At 62.8% G+C, this 16,055-nt stretch carries 10 protein-coding genes; 7 read left to right on the top strand and 3 right to left on the bottom strand.

All coding sequences use genetic code 11. The features are described from left to right. Positions 1-371 precede the first annotated feature (371 nt). A complete protein-coding gene (locus HBO09_RS26870) occupies positions 372-5,273 on the top strand; it encodes an alpha-2-macroglobulin (protein ID WP_169999289.1) in 4,902 nt (1,633 codons plus the stop codon). Positions 5,274-5,437: 164 nt separating this feature from the next. On the opposite strand, the gene HBO09_RS26865 is transcribed toward HBO09_RS26870, so the two are convergent. Then, positions 5,438-5,731, bottom strand: coding sequence for a hypothetical protein (locus HBO09_RS26865; RefSeq protein ID WP_057437585.1), 294 nt, complete (start codon positions 5,729-5,731; stop codon positions 5,438-5,440). A gap of 99 nt (positions 5,732-5,830) precedes the next feature. On the opposite strand from HBO09_RS26865, the gene pbpC reads away from it, so the two are divergent. The 6 genes from pbpC to HBO09_RS26835 all read left to right on the top strand — a co-directional run bounded on the left by pbpC (position 5,831) and on the right by HBO09_RS26835 (position 12,838). After that, positions 5,831-8,161: a peptidoglycan glycosyltransferase PbpC gene (gene pbpC / locus HBO09_RS26860; protein WP_169999288.1), complete on the top strand. Its 2,331-nt coding sequence runs from the start codon at positions 5,831-5,833 to the stop codon at positions 8,159-8,161. Between the two features lie 156 nt (positions 8,162-8,317). Next, positions 8,318-8,626 carry a MazG-like family protein gene (locus HBO09_RS26855; RefSeq protein ID WP_169999287.1) on the top strand — a complete coding sequence of 103 codons (309 nt, stop codon included), beginning with the start codon at positions 8,318-8,320 and terminating at the stop codon, positions 8,624-8,626. Further along, the gene (locus tag HBO09_RS26850) at positions 8,619-9,368 is read left to right on the top strand and encodes a methyltransferase (protein WP_169999286.1); all 750 of its coding nucleotides are present in this window, start codon (positions 8,619-8,621) and stop codon (positions 9,366-9,368) included. Before HBO09_RS26855 ends, HBO09_RS26850 begins: the two co-directional genes overlap by 8 nt. Before the next feature lie 24 nt (positions 9,369-9,392). Then, entirely contained in the window at positions 9,393-9,995 is a 603-nt protein-coding gene (locus tag HBO09_RS26845) for a DUF4136 domain-containing protein (RefSeq protein WP_169999285.1), read from the top strand. A 45-nt stretch (positions 9,996-10,040) separates the two neighbouring features. Further along, the gene (locus HBO09_RS26840; RefSeq protein ID WP_169999284.1) at positions 10,041-10,598 is read left to right on the top strand and encodes a DUF4136 domain-containing protein; all 558 of its coding nucleotides are present in this window, start codon (positions 10,041-10,043) and stop codon (positions 10,596-10,598) included. Positions 10,599-10,900: 302 nt separating this feature from the next. Beyond that, positions 10,901-12,838: a pilus assembly protein TadG-related protein gene (locus HBO09_RS26835; RefSeq protein ID WP_169999290.1), complete on the top strand. Its 1,938-nt coding sequence runs from the start codon at positions 10,901-10,903 to the stop codon at positions 12,836-12,838. On the opposite strand, the gene HBO09_RS26830 is transcribed toward HBO09_RS26835, so the two are convergent. Together HBO09_RS26830 and HBO09_RS26825 are read right to left on the bottom strand one after the other, a co-directional pair. Then, positions 12,835-15,579: a PAS domain-containing sensor histidine kinase gene (locus tag HBO09_RS26830; RefSeq protein WP_169999283.1), complete on the bottom strand. Its 2,745-nt coding sequence runs from the start codon at positions 15,577-15,579 to the stop codon at positions 12,835-12,837. The two genes, HBO09_RS26835 and HBO09_RS26830, sit on opposite strands and share 4 nt — an antisense overlap. Continuing rightward, positions 15,576-16,013: a TadE/TadG family type IV pilus assembly protein gene (locus HBO09_RS26825; protein ID WP_169999282.1), complete on the bottom strand. Its 438-nt coding sequence runs from the start codon at positions 16,011-16,013 to the stop codon at positions 15,576-15,578. The genes HBO09_RS26830 and HBO09_RS26825 overlap by 4 nt, the downstream gene beginning before the upstream one ends. Between the last annotated feature and the right edge of the window lie 42 nt (positions 16,014-16,055).

Raw genomic sequence — 16,055 nt, 5'->3', positions numbered from 1 at the left:
ACCCAGGCAGATAGCGCAGTTGTGGCGAGCGGGCTTGCCCCGCGCTGGGCTGCGAAGCAGCCCCAATAAGCCGAATGCGTTGTACCAGATACACCGCAGCGGCTGGTTTTGGGGCTGCTTCGCAGCCCAGCGCGGGCGATGCGGCGTTCCGACAAGCCCGCTCGCCACAGGAGAGTTCGTCAGTTTCTGAAAGTTGTGTAGATACCTATGGCCATCGCAGGCAAGCCAGCTCCTGCATTTGATCCAGCGTTGCCTTTAGGTTGCACACAGAACCAAACCTCCCTCCGTCGGTCAATGTGACCAGTGCCGCAGCCACTTGGCTGGCGCTGATATATAGTTCACCCCTCAGACACCCTCACAACGAGTGCCCCATGCTTAACAAAGGATTGTTCCTGGCCTGCGCGCTGGCCCTGCTGAGCGCCTGCGATTCTTCCGACAAACCGGCTGCACCTACGGCTCCAGCGGCGGCGGTGACTGCGCCTAAGCAGGCCAAGGCCGCGGTAGACGTGGCGGCACTCAAGCAGCGTTATGCCGGCCGTGAGTTAAGCGTGGTGGACGTGTCCGAGGTGCAACTCGATGGTGCCAGCACCTTGTCGGTGAGTTTTTCGATCCCGCTGGACCCGGACCAGAAGTTCGCCGACAAGCTGCACCTGGTGGACAGCAAGTCCGGCAAGGTCGACGGTGCCTGGGAGCTTTCCGACAACCTGATGGAGCTGCGCCTGCGCCACCTGGAGCCCCAGCGCAAACTGGTGTTGACCGTGGATGCAGGGGTGCGCGGGGTCAATGACGCCAAGCTCGCCGCCGAGTACGTCAGCCGCCTGGAAACCCGCGACCTGCAAGCCACCGTCGGCTTCGCCAGCCGTGGCACGTTGTTGCCGACTCGCTTGGCCGAAGGTTTGCCGGTGATCGCACTGAATGTCGACAAGATCGACGTCGAATTCTTCCGCATCAAACCCGAATCGCTGCCGGCCTTCCTCGCCCAATGGGGTCGCAATACCAGCCTGCAAAGCTATGAATCCCGCGAACTGCTGCCCATGGCCGACCTGGTGTACGGTGGCCGTTTCGACCTCAATCCTGCGCGCAACACCCGCGAAACCCTGCTGCTGCCCATCGCCGGCCTCAAGCAACTGCAACAGCCGGGCGTGTACCTGGCGGTGATGCGTGCCTCGGGCACCTACAACTATTCGCAACCGGCCACGCTGTTCACCCTCAGTGATATCGGCCTGTCGGTGCACCGTTACGCCAACCGCCTGGATGTATTTACCCAGGCACTGGAAGGCGGCAAGGCGCTGGATGGCGTCGAGTTGGAAATCCTCGATGCCGAAGGCCGCGTGCTGGGCCAAGGCAAGACGGAGAAGGGCGGCCACGCCGAGTTGCCGCTGCCGAAAAAGGCCCAGGTGCTGCTGGCCAAGCAGGGTGAGCAAACCAGCCTGCTGCGCCTGGACAGCGCGGCCCTGGACCTGGCCGAGTTCGATATCGGCGGCCAGCCGGCCCACCCGCTGCAATTCTTCGTATTCGGCCCGCGCGATCTGTACCGCCCTGGCGAAACCGTGCTGCTCAATGCGCTGCTGCGCGACAAGGACGGCAATGCCGTCAAGCCGCAACCGGTGAGTGTCGAAGTACGCCGCCCGGATGAACAGGTCAGCCGCAAGTTCGTGTGGGATGCCGATGCTTCGGGCCTCTATCAATACCAACTGCAACTGGCCGGCGAAGCGCCGACCGGGCGCTGGCAACTGGTGTTTGACCTGGGTGACGGCAAGCCGCAGCTGTATGAATTTCTCGTCGAAGACTTCCTGCCTGAGCGTCTGGCCCTGGAACTCAAGGGCAGTGACACGCCGTTGAGCCCGGCAGACAACGCCGTCATCGAGGTCAACGGTCGCTACCTCTACGGCGCCCCGGCGGCGGGCAATCGCCTGAGCGGGCAAGTGTATGTGCGCCCGTTGCGTGAGGCGATCAAGTCGCTGCCCGGTTATGAGTTTGGTTCGGTAACCGAAGAAGAGCTGAGCCAGGATTTTGAACTCGATGAAAGCGTGCTCGACGCCAAGGGCGAGGAAAAACTCACCCTGGAAAGCAAATGGAGTGAGGCCAAGTCACCGTTGCAACTGATCGTCCAGGCCAGCCTGCAAGAATCGGGCGGGCGCCCGATCACCCGGCGCCTGGTGCAGCCGGTATGGCCGGCCGAGCAACTGCCCGGCCTGCGTGGCCTGTTCGATGGCAAGGAAACCGATGGCGATGGCCCGGCCGAGTTCGAAGTGCTGCTGGCCAACCAGGACGGCCAGAAACTTGCCGTCGACAACCTCAAGGTCCGCCTGATCCGTGAGCGCCGCGACTACTACTGGAACTACTCGGACAACGACGGCTGGAGCTATCACTACAACGAGAAATTCCTCAACCTCGATGAACAGACCGTCAACATCAAGGCGGGCGACACGGCCAAGGTCAGCTTCCAGGTGGAGTGGGGCCCGTACCGCGTCGAAGTCGAAGACCCGCAGACCGGCCTGATCAGCAGCAAACGTTTCTGGGCCGGCTACCAGGCCCAGGACAACACCGAAGGCGGCGCCGTGCGCCCCGACCAGGTCAAGCTGGCGCTGGACAAGCCGGCGTATGGCGATGGCGATACGGCCAACGTCACCGTCACCCCACCGGCCGCCGGTAAAGGCTACCTGTTGGTGGAGTCCAGCGAAGGCCCGCTGTGGTGGCAAGAGATCGACGTGCCGGCCGAAGGCAAGAGCTTTGCGGTGAAGCTCGACCCGAAATGGTCGCGCCATGACCTGTATGTAAGTGCGCTGGTGATCCGTCCCGGCGAGCGCAAGGCCAACATCACCCCCAAACGCGCCGTGGGCTTGCTGCACCTGCCGCTGGATCGCACCCAGCGCAAACTGGGCCTGACCCTGACGGCACCGGAAAAAATGCGCCCCAAACAGCCACTGACGGTCAAGGTCGCGGCAAAAAATGCCGATGGCAGCGTGCCGAAACAGGTGCATGTGCTGGTGGCAGCGGTGGACGTGGGCATCCTCAATATCACCGAATACCCGACCCCGGATCCGTACTCCAGTCTGTTTGGCCGCAAGGCATATGGCGTGGACCAGTTCGATATCTACGGGCAGTTGATCGAAGCCGGCCAGGGCCGCCTGGCCAGCCTGGCCTTTGGTGGTGACGCGGCGCTGGCCAAGGGCGGCAAGCGCCCGGACACCAGCGTCACAATCGTTGCCCTGCAAAGCGCACCGGTGACCTTGAACGACAAAGGCGAGGGCGAAGTCAGCGTCAATATCCCCGACTTCAACGGCGAATTGCGCCTGATGGCCCAGGCCTGGAGCGATGACCGCTACGGCATGGCCGAAGCCAAGACCGTCATCGCCGCGCCCTTGATTGCCGAGCTGTCGGCCCCGCGCTTCCTCGCTGGCGGCGACCAGACGCGCCTGGCGCTGGACCTGTCCAACCTGTCGGGCAAGGCACAGAAGCTCGATGTGCAACTGACCGCCGAGGGTCAACTGACCCTGTTGGGCGAGCCTTCGCAAAGCGTGCAACTGACCCAGGGCCAGCGCACCACCTTGCAGATTCCGGTGCGTGCGCTGGGCGGCTTTGGCCAGGGCAAGATCAAGGTCACGGTCAATGGCCTGGACCTGCCCGGCGAGAACCTGCCGGCGTTTACCCGTGAATGGACACTGGGCGTGCGTCCGGCTTATCCGGCGCTGCTCAAGCAGTACCGCGCGGTGCTCAAGGACGAAGCCTGGAGCCTGCCGGACAGCGAACTGGCACTGTTTGAACCGGCCGGGCGTGAGGCGCTGTTGAGCCTGTCGAGCCGTCCGCCGTTGAACCTGGGCGAGCAGATTCGTGCGCTCAAGGCCTACCCATATGGCTGCCTGGAGCAAACCGCTAGCGGCCTGTATCCGTCGCTGTATGCCGATGCTGCCGTTTTGACGCGCCTGGGTTTGACCGGCGAGCCGGATGCCGAGCGCAAACGCAAGATCGAACTGGGTATCGAGCGCTTGCTCGGCATGCAGCGCTACAACGGCAGCTTTGGTTTGTGGGGCGCCGATGGCGAGGAAGAGTACTGGCTGACGGCGTACGTCACCGACTTCCTGCTGCGCGCCCGCGATCAGGGGTTTGCCGTACCGCCTGAGGCGCTGAAAAAGGCCAGCGAACGCCTGCTGCGGTATGTGCAGGAGCGCAACCTGATTGAAGTCGACTACAGCGATAACGCCGACCACACGCGCTTCGCCGTGCAGGCCTATGCCGGGCTGGTGCTGGCGCGCAGTCAGCAGGCTCCTTTGGGGGCATTGCGCAGCTTGTTCGAGCGCCGCAGCGATGCGCGTTCCGGCCTGCCATTGGTGCAGTTGGCGATTGCCTTGCAGAAGATGGGCGACCAGCCGCGTGCCGACCAGGCATTGCTGGCCGGTCTGGCGGTGCGCCGCAAGGCCAATGAATGGCTGGCCGACTACGGCAGCCCGCTGCGTGACCAGGCGATGATCCTGGCCTTGCTGGAAGAAAACGACTTGGCCAAGGGCAAGCGTGAAGAGCGCCTGTTCGAGCTTTCGGACCAAATGGCGGCCAGCCCATGGCTGTCGACCCAGGAGCGCAACTCGCTGTTCCTCGCCGGTCGTGGCCTGCTGGGCAAGCCGGAAACCAACTGGACTGCGCAGTTCACTAGTGGCGGCGAAACCCGCGAGCTGAACAACGGCCAGTCCGGCCTGAAGCTGGAAGGGCCGCTGCTGGCATCACCGCTGATCCTGCGCAATCAAGGCAGTGAGCCGATTTACCAACAACTGAGCATCTCCGGTTATCCACAGCAGGCGCCAGCGGCAGGGGGTGAAAACCTGAGCATCCGTCGCGAGTACCTGGGGATGAATGGCCAGCCGCTGAACCTGCAAAACCTGCGCAGTGGCGACCTGGTGCTGGTACACATTGCGGTCAGCGCCAACAAGCAACGGGTGCCGGATGCACTGGTGGTGGACCTGTTGCCGGCGGGCCTGGAGCTGGAGAACCAGAACCTTGGGCAGAGCGCCGCCAGCCTGGAAAACGCCAGCAGTCAGGTCAAGGAGTGGCGTGAATCGATGCAGAACGCGTCGATCAAGCATCAGGAATATCGCGATGATCGTTATGTTGCCGCGCTGAACCTAGACGGCTATGGCACCACGCACCTGCTGTACCTGGCTCGTGCGGTCACGCCTGGGACCTATCGCGTACCGCCGCCGCAAGTGGAGTCGATGTACCGGCCGAACTGGCAGGCAGTGGGGGAAACCCCGGTGGATATGGTGATCAAGGGGCGTTAAGCGCCCCAGCTGTGGGAGTGGGCTTAATCTTTAATGTGGGAGCGGGCTTGTGTGGGAGCGGGCTTGCTCGCGAAAGCGGTGGATCAGTTGATGAATACTTGACTGATACACCGCCTTCGCGAGCAAGCCCGCTCCCACCAAGCCCGCTCCCACAGGGGGTGTATTTAATGCACAACCCAACTGAGCAGCCACAACCCCAGCATCAACCAGATAATCCCCATGATGATCGAGGCCCGCATAAACGCCCGGACTGCCGAGTACAGCAGCATCAGGCCAATGATCAGGGTGATGATGCTGATGATCGAGGTGTCCATGCCCAGGGTGCGCGACAAACCATCGATAAAATTGCCGCCTGCATTGGTCAGGGCGCCGAACAGGCCGCTGAGCCCGTCGACGATAAAGCGGATGACCGAACCGAGCGCCTGGCCCAGCCATTCGAAAAAGCTTTCTACCTGCATATGAGTTTCCTGATGAAAGGGTGGGCGTATCTGCCGGACCTGAGCCTTTGGTCGCCAATCCCTTGGGCGAGTTCCCTTGAAGCATAGAGGTTTGCCCGTTTGAATTTGCGAATAGTTGCACGCGTTACCCTGGGTAGCCTGCTGGTGGTGATAGCCCTGCTGTGGCTGGCGGACCGCCTCTGGCCCCTGCCGCTGCCCAAGGACGACCTGGCCCGTGTGGTGCTGGCTGAAGACGGCACGCCCTTGTGGCGCTTTGCCGATGCCAATGGCGTTTGGCGTTACCCGGTGGCCACCGATGAAGTCTCGCCGTATTACCTCGATGCGCTGTTGACCTACGAAGACCGTTGGTTCTACCAACACCCCGGCGTCAACCCGTTGGCCCTGGTGCGGGCGACCTGGCAGAACCTGAGCGGTGCGCGGGTAGTGTCCGGCGGCAGCACCTTGTCGATGCAAGTGGCACGTCTGCTCGACCCCCATTCGCGCACCTTGTCGGGCAAGTTGCGCCAGTTGTGGCGCACGGCGCAATTGGAGTGGCACCTGTCCAAGGACCAGATCCTCAACCTGTACCTCAATCGCGCGCCCTTCGGCGGCACCTTGCAGGGTGTGGCGGCAGCCAGTTGGGCGTATCTGGGCAAGTCTCCACAGCACTTGACCCATGCCGAAGCGGCCTTGCTCGCGGTGCTGCCCCAGGCACCGAGCCGTCTGCGTCCGGATCGCCACCCGCAACGTGCCCAAGAGGCGCGGGACAAAGTGCTGCGGCGCCTGGCCGAGTTCCAGGTCTGGCCGCAATCGGCGGTCGACGAGGCCCTGGAGGAACCGTTGTTACTGGCGCCGCGCCTGGAGCCCAGTCTGGCACCGTTGTTGGCGCGGCGCCTGAACCGCCCCGACAGCCCGCCGCTGATTCGCACCACTGTCGACGCCACCCTGCAACGCCGTCTAGAAGACCTACTGCTGGGCTGGCGCGCACGCCTGCCGGAGCACACCTCAGCCGCCATCCTCGTGGTCGAGGAAGAAAGCATGGCCGTGCGCGCCTACCTGGGCTCAGTGGACATCAACGATGCACGGCGCTTTGGCCATGTGGATATGATCAGCGCCCTGCGCTCGCCGGGTTCGACCCTCAAACCCTTCCTGTATGGCATGGCCCTGGACGCTGGGCTGATTCACTCCGAATCGCTGTTGCAGGATGTGCCACGGCGCTATGGCGACTACCGGCCGGGTAATTTCTCCATGGGCTTTACCGGCGCGGTGCCGGCCAGTACGGCGCTCTCCAGCTCGCTGAATCTGCCGGCGGTGCAACTGCTGGAAGCCTACGGGCCCAAGCGTTTTGCCGGGGAAATGCGCATCGCCGGCATGCCCCTGGCGCTGCCGGCGCTGGCCGAGCCGAACCTGGCATTGATCCTGGGCGGTGCTGGTAGCCGTCTGGAGGACTTGGTCGGTGGCTACAGCGCGTTGGCCCGTGACGGCAAGAGCGCCGCTATCCGTTTGCAGCCGGGGGATGTACTCAAGGAGCGCCCGCTGTTGTCGCCGGGCTCGGCGTGGATTGTGCGACGCATCCTCAGTGGCCAGGCACGGCCGGATCGTGATCCCCGGGCCGAGTTGGTACAGCGCCCGGTGCTGGCCTGGAAGACCGGCACCAGCTACGGCTTTCGCGATGCCTGGGCCATCGGGGTCGGGCCGCGCTATTTGATCGGCGTATGGATCGGCCGCCCGGACGGCACCCCGGTGCCCGGCCAGTTTGGCCTGGCCTCGGCGGCGCCGTTGATGCTGCAAGTACACGACGTGCTGACCAACCGCGACAGCCAGCGCGGCATTACCGCGCCCGTCAAACCCGTGCCGATGAATGTCGGCGTGGCGGCGATCTGTTGGCCGCTGGGCCAGCCCATGGGCCGCAGCGACCCCAATTGCCGGCGCCAGCGCTTTGCCTGGACGCTGGACAACACCACGCCGCCGACATTGCAGGCTCTGGATCAGCCCTTGGGTGTCGGCTTGATGGAAACCGTATGGGTCAACGCCAAGGGCTTGCGCGTGGCCGCCAATTGCCCGGGCGCGGTATCGCGGGACATCGCCTTGTGGCCTGCACCGCTGGAGCCGTGGTTGCCGAGGATTGAGCGGCGTGACGCACGCATCCCCGCGCCAGACCCGGATTGCCCGCCACCGGCGCTGGCGGCGTCTTCGCCGTTATCGGTGGTGGGCGTGCGTGAGGGGGATCAACTGCGATTGCCGGCGGGCAGCCAGCAACAGTTGCGCTTGAAGCTGTCGGCGTTGGGCGGCAGCGGGCGGCGCTGGTGGTTCCTCAATGGCGCACCCCTGGGCGACAGTGCCAACCAGGACAGCATCAATGCCAGCCTGGAGCAGTTGGGCCGCTATCAACTGAGTGTGCTCGATGAGGCGGGGCAGACGGCCAGGGTTGAGTTCAGCGTGGTTGATTAGAGCGCTATCGCAGGCAAGCCAGCTCCCACAGTTTGATTTGTGCACGCCGTCAAATGTAGGCGCTGGCTTGCCAGCGATGGCGGCCTTGAGCGCGCCGCAAATTTATTTGCCATCCCCGCCCTTGAGCCCGAAGCTATACCCCTTCAGGAGCACCCCATGAATCTCGAACACCTTACCGAACGCATGCATCGCATCCGCGATAACAACGACTGGAAACAGTTCCACAGCCCGAAAAACCTGGCCATGGCCGCCAGTGTCGAGATGGCTGAACTGGTGGAAATCTTCCAGTGGCTGAGCGAAGACCAGTCCCGTCAGTTGCCCGCCGACAAACTCGCCCATGCCGGCCAGGAAGTGGGGGACATCGTGCTCTATCTGCTGCTGTTGTGCGGTGAACTGGGCCTGGATATGGATCAAGTGGTCAGCGCCAAGCTGGCCGACAACGAACGGCGGTTCGCCCATGAGTGATCGTCATTTCGACCAGTTGGCGACGCGCTTTGCGGAGAAGATCTACGGCGGTGCCAAGGGCGCGATTCGCCTGGCCGTGTTGCAGGCCGACTTGATCGAGGCTTTGCCGGATCGCCCCTTGCGCGTGCTGGATATCGGCGCAGGCCTTGGCCATATGTCGTTGTGGCTGGCCGAGCGCGGGCACCACGTGACCTTGGCCGAACCCGCCGAGCCGATGCTCGAAGGCGCCCGCCAGCGTTTCGCTGAGGCGGGGCAAACTGCAACCTTCATCCAGGCGCCGTGGCAGGACCTGTTGGGTCAGCTCACCGAGCCCTACGACCTGGTGCTGTGCCACGCCGTGCTGGAATGGCTGGCCGAGCCCCACGCGATCCTGCCGGTGCTGCACCAATTGACGGCGCCGGGCGGCTGGTTGTCCCTGGCGTTCTATAACCGCGATGCGCTGATTTATCGCAACTTGCTCAAGGGCCACTTTCGCAAGATGCGCAAGAACGACATGGCCGGCGAAAAACAGAGCCTGACCCCGCAACAGCCCCTGGACCCGCGTGAACTGGCGGCGCAACTTGAAGGCCTGTGGCAGGTCGAAAGCCAGAGCGGGGTACGGGTATTCCACGACTACATGCCGGTGGAATTCCAGGCCCGCGCCGACTTGCAGGACTTGTTGGAGATGGAGCTCGCTCACCGTCGTCACCCAAGCTTTGCCGGACTTGGGCGTTATTTGCACTGGATCTGCCGTCCGGTTTAAGCGGCCCAGTCTGCGGAGATCGAAATGAAGCGTTGTGCATTGATCCTGCTGTGCCTGGGGCTGGGTGCCTGCTCCAGCCACAACCCTTATGTTGCGGCTTCCAAGCCCATGCCGCCGGCACCTGCCCAGGCGGCCAATACCTTTGATGCCAGCGCTTACCCGGCGCCGGTGCGCGACTATGGCGCCTACCGCAACTGGGCCTGGCGCAACGGCCAATTGCCGGCGGGCTCGGCCTGGGCAGATCCTGCGCAGATCGCCGAAGCCGTCAGTGGCGCCCTCGACCAACGCGGCCTGCGCCCAGTGCATGACCAGCGTGCGCCAGACTTGCTGGTCAGCGCCGATGTGCATCTGGAGAAGCGCCTGCGCCAGGTGCAGGACGATTATGGCTATGGCTACGGTGGCTACAATCGCTATGGCAACGGCTACGGCATGTACAACTCGGTGCCGATTGTGCGCACCTATGAAGTGCAGGTCGTGGTGGTGCGCGTCAATCTGTTCGACGCCCGCACGGGCCAGCCGGTATGGAGCGCCAGCGCCGAAACGGGCAGCCAGGGCAGCCTGAGTGAACGCGGCGATGCCTTGCGCCAGGCTGTGCAAAAGGCGATGACGGCGTATCCTCCTAGCTAACAGTTATTCTCATCTCAGGATCGGTTTGCCCTTTGGAGAGCTACCATGTTGCGTCGTATCGCTTTGCTCGCTTTTGCTGTGCTGCTGGGCGGTTGCCAGACCAATCAGGTCAACCACGACTTTGACGCCAGCCGCGACTTTGCCGGCTACCGTAGTTGGGCTTGGAAAGACCCGGCGTTGCAGTACCGCCCTGACGATCCGCGAATCAAGAGCGACCTCACCGAACAGCGCATCCGCCAGGCAGTGGCTGACCAACTCGACCAGCGTGGCCTGCGCCCTGCCGCTGCCGGGACCAAGGCGGACCTGAATGTGCAGGCCTACCTGATCGTCGAAGACCGCCAGCAACAAGTCACCACCAACTACGGCGGCGCCTGGGGTGGCCCGTGGAATGGCTATTGGGGCGCGCCGATGTACAACGAAACCCGCAACATCACCTATAAGGTCGCCACCCTCCAGATCGACCTGCTCGACGGCAAGGACGGCAAGCTGGTGTGGCGCGGTAGCGACGAACAGATAATGAGCAACTCGCCCAGCCCACAAGACCGCAGCGCGGCGATTCGGGCGACGGTGACCAAGGTGCTGTCCAACTACCCGCCACGCTAAGCCGGACTCGGTCCGAACAGGCGCTGGCTTTCTGTGGCGAGCGGGCTTGCCCCGCGCTGGGCTGCGAAGCAGCCCCAGTGAGCCGAATGCGGTGTATCAGGTTCTCCGTGGCGCCTGGTTTTGGGGCTGCTGCGCAGCCCAGCGCGGGGCAAGCCCGCTCGCCACAAAGGGTGGGGGTGGTATTGAGCGTTCCGTCAGTCGCCCAAGTGGCAACTTGCCAGCGCACCTTCCAAGCCTTGTCTACACTGCTTTTCATTACAGGAGAGTAAGCGCTCGGCAGTTTGCCGGCAAAGGAGTGCTCGATGTCTCCCCGACTTCGTTCTGGCCAACGTGGCGCAATCGGTCTGGTGTTCGCCGGGACCTTGGCCTTGGCCTTGGTGTTTCTATTGCTGGTGGTCGATAGCGGCCGCCTGTACCTGGAAAAACGCAAGCTCCAGGCCGTTGCCGACACCGCCGCCCTGGAAGCCGCCAACCGCGGCGGGCAGTGTGCAGGCAGCACCACCGCCGTCGATTACGCCAAGCAGAACGCCACCCGCAATGGCTTCACCGTCGTCGCCAACGACAGCAGCCGGGCACTGGCGGTGACGTGTGGGACGTTGTTGACCAATGCTCTTAACACCCGTGTCTTTACTGCCGATGCCACCAAGAACGATGCCATTCGTGTAGTGGCGAGCCGCACCGTCACCACGGGTATCGCCAACGGGGTGTGGCGCCTGTTCAGTGGCACGTACAACCCCAATACCACATTGACCGCGACAGCGGTGGCGGCGCTGGCGCCACCGGTGGCGCAGTTGACGATTCGCAGTTCGCTGCTGACGGTCAATTCGGCTCAGTCAGACATCTTGAACAAAACCATCGGTGGTCTTCTCGGTGGTGGCCTTTCCCTGACCGCCGTGGGTTGGCAGGGCTTGATCAATACCAATGTGAACCTGCTTAGTTACCTGGACCAGTTGGCCATTCAAGCGAACGTGGCGGCGGGTGACTACGCGACGCTGCTCAACACCGCCGTTTCGGCGACCCAATTGATCGATGCGGCGGTCAAGGTTCTGCAAACCAATGGTTCGGCGGTTGCTGCGACGATCACTAACGTGCTTGCCATCGAGGCAATCGCACCCAATACAAAAGTGCTGAAGCTAGGTGATCTGTTAAATGTCGCGACGGGCACGCCCACAGCGGCCTTGAATACGGATGTGCAGTTGTTCCAATTGCTGCAGGGCGTGGCCCAGCTTTCCAATGGCAATAGTCTGGTGAGGGCCGACTTTCAGTTGAGCGTGCCGCTGATCGCCACCTTCTCAGTCAAAACCAAAGTCATGGAGCCGCCACAGCTTTCCGCCATCGGCAACCCGGCCCTGGCCAAGGCTGGCTTGGCTACGGGGACCAATCAGATTTCCGTGCGCACTGCACAAGTACGCACGTTGATCTCGGTGGATGCGCCGATTTTGCGGACGGTTTCCTCTGTGCTATCGGGGCTGGCAGCCTTGACTGACCCGGTGACCAAAGTGGTGAAGGGGCTTTTGAATCTGGATCTGGCAGCTATCGTGAATGGGCTGTTATGTGCCTTGAGCTGTGAGTACACCAGCGTTGATATTGCCAGTCAGTTGGATGTTTATATCGAGGCCGCCAGTGGCGAAAGCCATGTCACTGACTTCACCTGTGCAACATCCGCAACCAAGACATTAACCGCCCAGGCCACCAGTTCATTGGCCACCCTGGCAGTCGGCAACATTGACCCTACCAAGGCGTTCTCCTCATCGACACCGGTGGATGTCCAGCCGATACGCCTGATTGATATTGGCACTCAGCATTGCACCCTGCTGGGCGGCTGCGCTGCACGTAAACCCAATGTCGGCGGCGGATTCTTGCTGATGGCTCAGTCAGCCGTGGGGCAGAGAACAGAAAGCCTGTTTTATTCACCGGTGGCAGAAATGAACCTCCCGCCGACCTATAAAAGTATCTCCAGTATCAACATCGTCAACAGCTTGGGTAACACGTTGAATGGCCTTCAGGTGACCTATGCCCCGCCCCCTGCCCCAGCTGTTCCGAATGGCGCACTGGCGGGTGTCGCGACGCTAATGGCAACGATCACCACGACCCTTGTAGGTCTCGTTCAAGGGCTTTTGTCTCCGCTGCTGGACCCTATCGTCAATACGCTGTTGGCTGCCTTGGGCATCAACCTTGGCAATGCCGAAGTCGGCGCCAACCTTACCTGCCATATGGGCCGCGCCTACCTCGTAATCTAACCCCCACCCACCACCGGCAACTCCACACAGAACCGCGCCCCATGTTCACTGTTGGCGACGCTCAGGCGTCCGCCCATGTTTTCCACAATGCCGTAGCTCACCGACAATCCCAGCCCGGTGCCGACGCCAATCGGCTTGGTGGTAAAGAACGGTTCGAAGATCCGCTCCAATAACCGCGCATCGATTCCGCCGCCGTTGTCTTCGACAAAGAGGCGCACATGGCGGCTGTCGTGTTCGTTGTACAACGCGATCCATGGTTTGAAGTCGTGATTTTTTTCCTGCCGGGCCATCAGCGCATCGCGGGCGTTGACCACCAGGTTGATCAGTACCTGTTCCAGTTGGTCCACATGGCCGTTGACCTGCGCGCTGAAGTCCATGGGGGTGATGCGCAGGTCCACGCCCTTGCCGCGCAGGCCTTCGCCAAGCAGCGACTGGGTTCCTTCCACCGCCTGGGCCGGGTCGAAGGGCTGTTGCTCGACCTCCGAGCGGCGGCCGAATACGCGCATATGGTCCACCACCCTGGCCGCACGCTGGACTTGGGCGTCGATACGCTGGAGTTTTTCGGTCAGGTAGTCGATCTGTACGTCGCCGTTGCCCAGGCGCTTGAGCACATTGGCGATGGCCATGCGCATCACGTTCAGCGGTTGGTTGATCTCATGGGCCAAGCCGGTAGCCATTTCGCCGAGGGTGGCCATTTTTGCGCTTTGGGTCAGTTGCTGCTGGGAGCGGCGCACTTCGGTGTTGTCGCGGCCCACGGCCTGGATTTCCTGCAACTGGCCGTGCTCGTCGAAGACACCCCGGTCGGACCACACCCACCACGCATGTTCGCGCCCCGGCAGTTGCAGGCTGATTTCGGCGGTGCTGACCGGGAATTCCGGGCTCAGTTGGCCGATACGTTTTACGAAGGCATTGCGTTGCTCGGGCGACAGCCATTCGCCCAGGTTGATCCCCGGTAACTGTGCCGGCGTACATTCCAGGTAGTTGGCCAGGGGCGTGTTGCCGAAGGTCAGGGTCAGGTCCGGGCGGTAGCGGCAGATCATGGCCGGCGAGTCTTCGACGAGGATGCGATAGCGCTCTTCGCTGTCCTTGATTTGCTGCGCCGCCAGGGTCGCTTCCGTGACGTCCAGCCACAGGCCGACGGCTTCCACCGGTAAGCCGAGGTCGTCGCGCAGCAGCTTGGCTTCGTCCAGCAGCCAGTGGTAATTGCCCTGGCGATCGCGCACACGGTAGCGACTGCGCACGCTGCCTTCGCGCAGTAATTGCCGGGTGCGTTCGAAGTACAGGTCACGGTCTTCGGGGTGTACCCATTCCACGGAGGTGTCGTGGGTGCATTCGGCCAGGGTCCAGCCGAGCAGCGGCAACAGGCTGTCGCTAAAGAACGCCGGGTGCAGCGCGCCGTTGACGTAGCGCTGCACGTAGATCACCGCCGGGGAGCTGGCGATCAGGTTATCCAGGCGTGCATGGGCGGCGGCGGCCTGCAGTTGCTGGTTCTTGATATCGCTGATGTCGAGCATGAAACCGATCCAGCGCCGCTGGTCGCCAACGCCCAGCACCTGGCCTTGTACGCGGTACCAGATGGGGTTCTGCTTGGCGTCAGTGCGCTGTAGGCGCACGCTGGTCAGCAACGGTTTGCCCAGGGTTTGCAGGTCTTGCAGGCGGCTGTTGAGTTCCTGGCGGTCGGCAGGGTGAATCAACTCCAGCCAGTTGCTCAGCACTTGTTTGGTCGGTGCATCTTCCGGGCTCAGGCTGCGCATCAGTTGCGGCGCCAGCAGGATCTCTTCACCGCTGGCCAGCAGTTCCCACCAGCCAGTGCCGAGCAGGCCTTGCAAGGCTTCCACCCGCTCCAGTTGCTGGTGATGACGCTGCTCGCGCAGGCGGCCGAGCAAAGGGGCGGCGAGGGCGGCGGCGAGGTTGAGCCAGTCACGTTCGCTGACGTCGGGGTGGCCACTGTAGAACCCGCACAGCAACCAGGCGGCGACGCCCTGGCTATCGCGGTATGGCACCAGCAGGCCTTCGGCGTTGCCAAACACGCTGTGCAGGCGCGGGTGTTCGCTGCGGCCCTGGAGGGTTTTCAGGCTCAGTGGGGTGTTGCCGTTGAGGCTGTCCAGGCAGGTGCCGAGGCGTTGGCCCGGTTCCCAAAGCTGTGGCGCGTCATGGGCGTTGTAGCTGCAATAGACCAGCCAGTCCTGGTCCTGTTGGTCGAGCAGGGTCATCGCCACGCAAGGGATACGCCAACGCTGGGCGAGGCTGCGCAGGTGCTCGCTGAAGACCTGGGGCAGGCGCGTCAGGCTGCACACCCGCAGTTGCTCGCTCATCTGGCTGGCGAGTTGATGGTTCTGCTCGCGCTGCTGGGCCAATTGCCGGCCGGTCAGCAGGTCGCTGATATCCGTCAGGCGCAGGAGCCAGCCATCGGCGTCCGGCTCGATCCAGCCACGGGTGTGCAAGATGCTGTCGCCGGCGCCTTGAAAGTCCAGGTCCATGCTATGGCGCTGCCAGTCGGCAGGTGTGCCTTCGATGCTTAAAGCGCCTGGCAGGCAGAGCAGGTCACGCAGGAGCAGTTGAGGCTGGGTGCCAAGGTGACGGGCCAGTTGTTGTTGCAATGCACGGCTGATGTCCAGCACATGACCTTGCTGATCCAGGCGTAGGTGCAAGCCTGGAGCGGGTGGGCTGGCGGGCGTTTCCAGGGCCTGGGCGCTGCTGCGGCCGAGCAGCCTGCCGAAGATTTTTTCACCGGAGTTCAAAATTGCAGGCTCGACTGGGCGTGCAGGGTGGTTGGCAGCCTGGGGACCGTGCCAATGCCCGGCAGGACAATAAACGGCAGGACGTTCTTCAGGTTGGCCGAGGGATAGTTGATCTCGACGGTCAGCACCCCTGCGGTGTAGGTCGGATTGATATGGGCCGTCTGGAACTGGAAGGTCGCGGGAATCCACTGCAATTGGCTTTGCACGGTCTGGGTCGCCCGCAAGATGAGCGCCGCATTGTAGTTGGGGGTGCTGGGATCCAGTGCCACACTGCGGCGCACTGCTTCGGCCGTGGCTTGGTTGAACGACTGCAGCAGCAACAGCGGCAGGCTGTAGCTGACCGTGGCATAGAACACCGCAAAAAAGATCACGAACACCGCCGCAAATTCGATGGCGACGGCGCCTTTTTGCTTTCTAGGGAGGCTGGTTTTCATCACTGCGACTACCCTGACTGCTACTACCTGATATCAGCATAG

This window comes from Pseudomonas sp. WS 5027 (genome assembly GCF_012985695.1).
Lineage (GTDB): Bacteria > Pseudomonadota > Gammaproteobacteria > Pseudomonadales > Pseudomonadaceae > Aquipseudomonas > Aquipseudomonas hygromyciniae.
The sequence above is the reverse complement of the archived record's forward strand: the minus strand, read 5'-3'. Positions and strand labels throughout refer to the sequence as shown.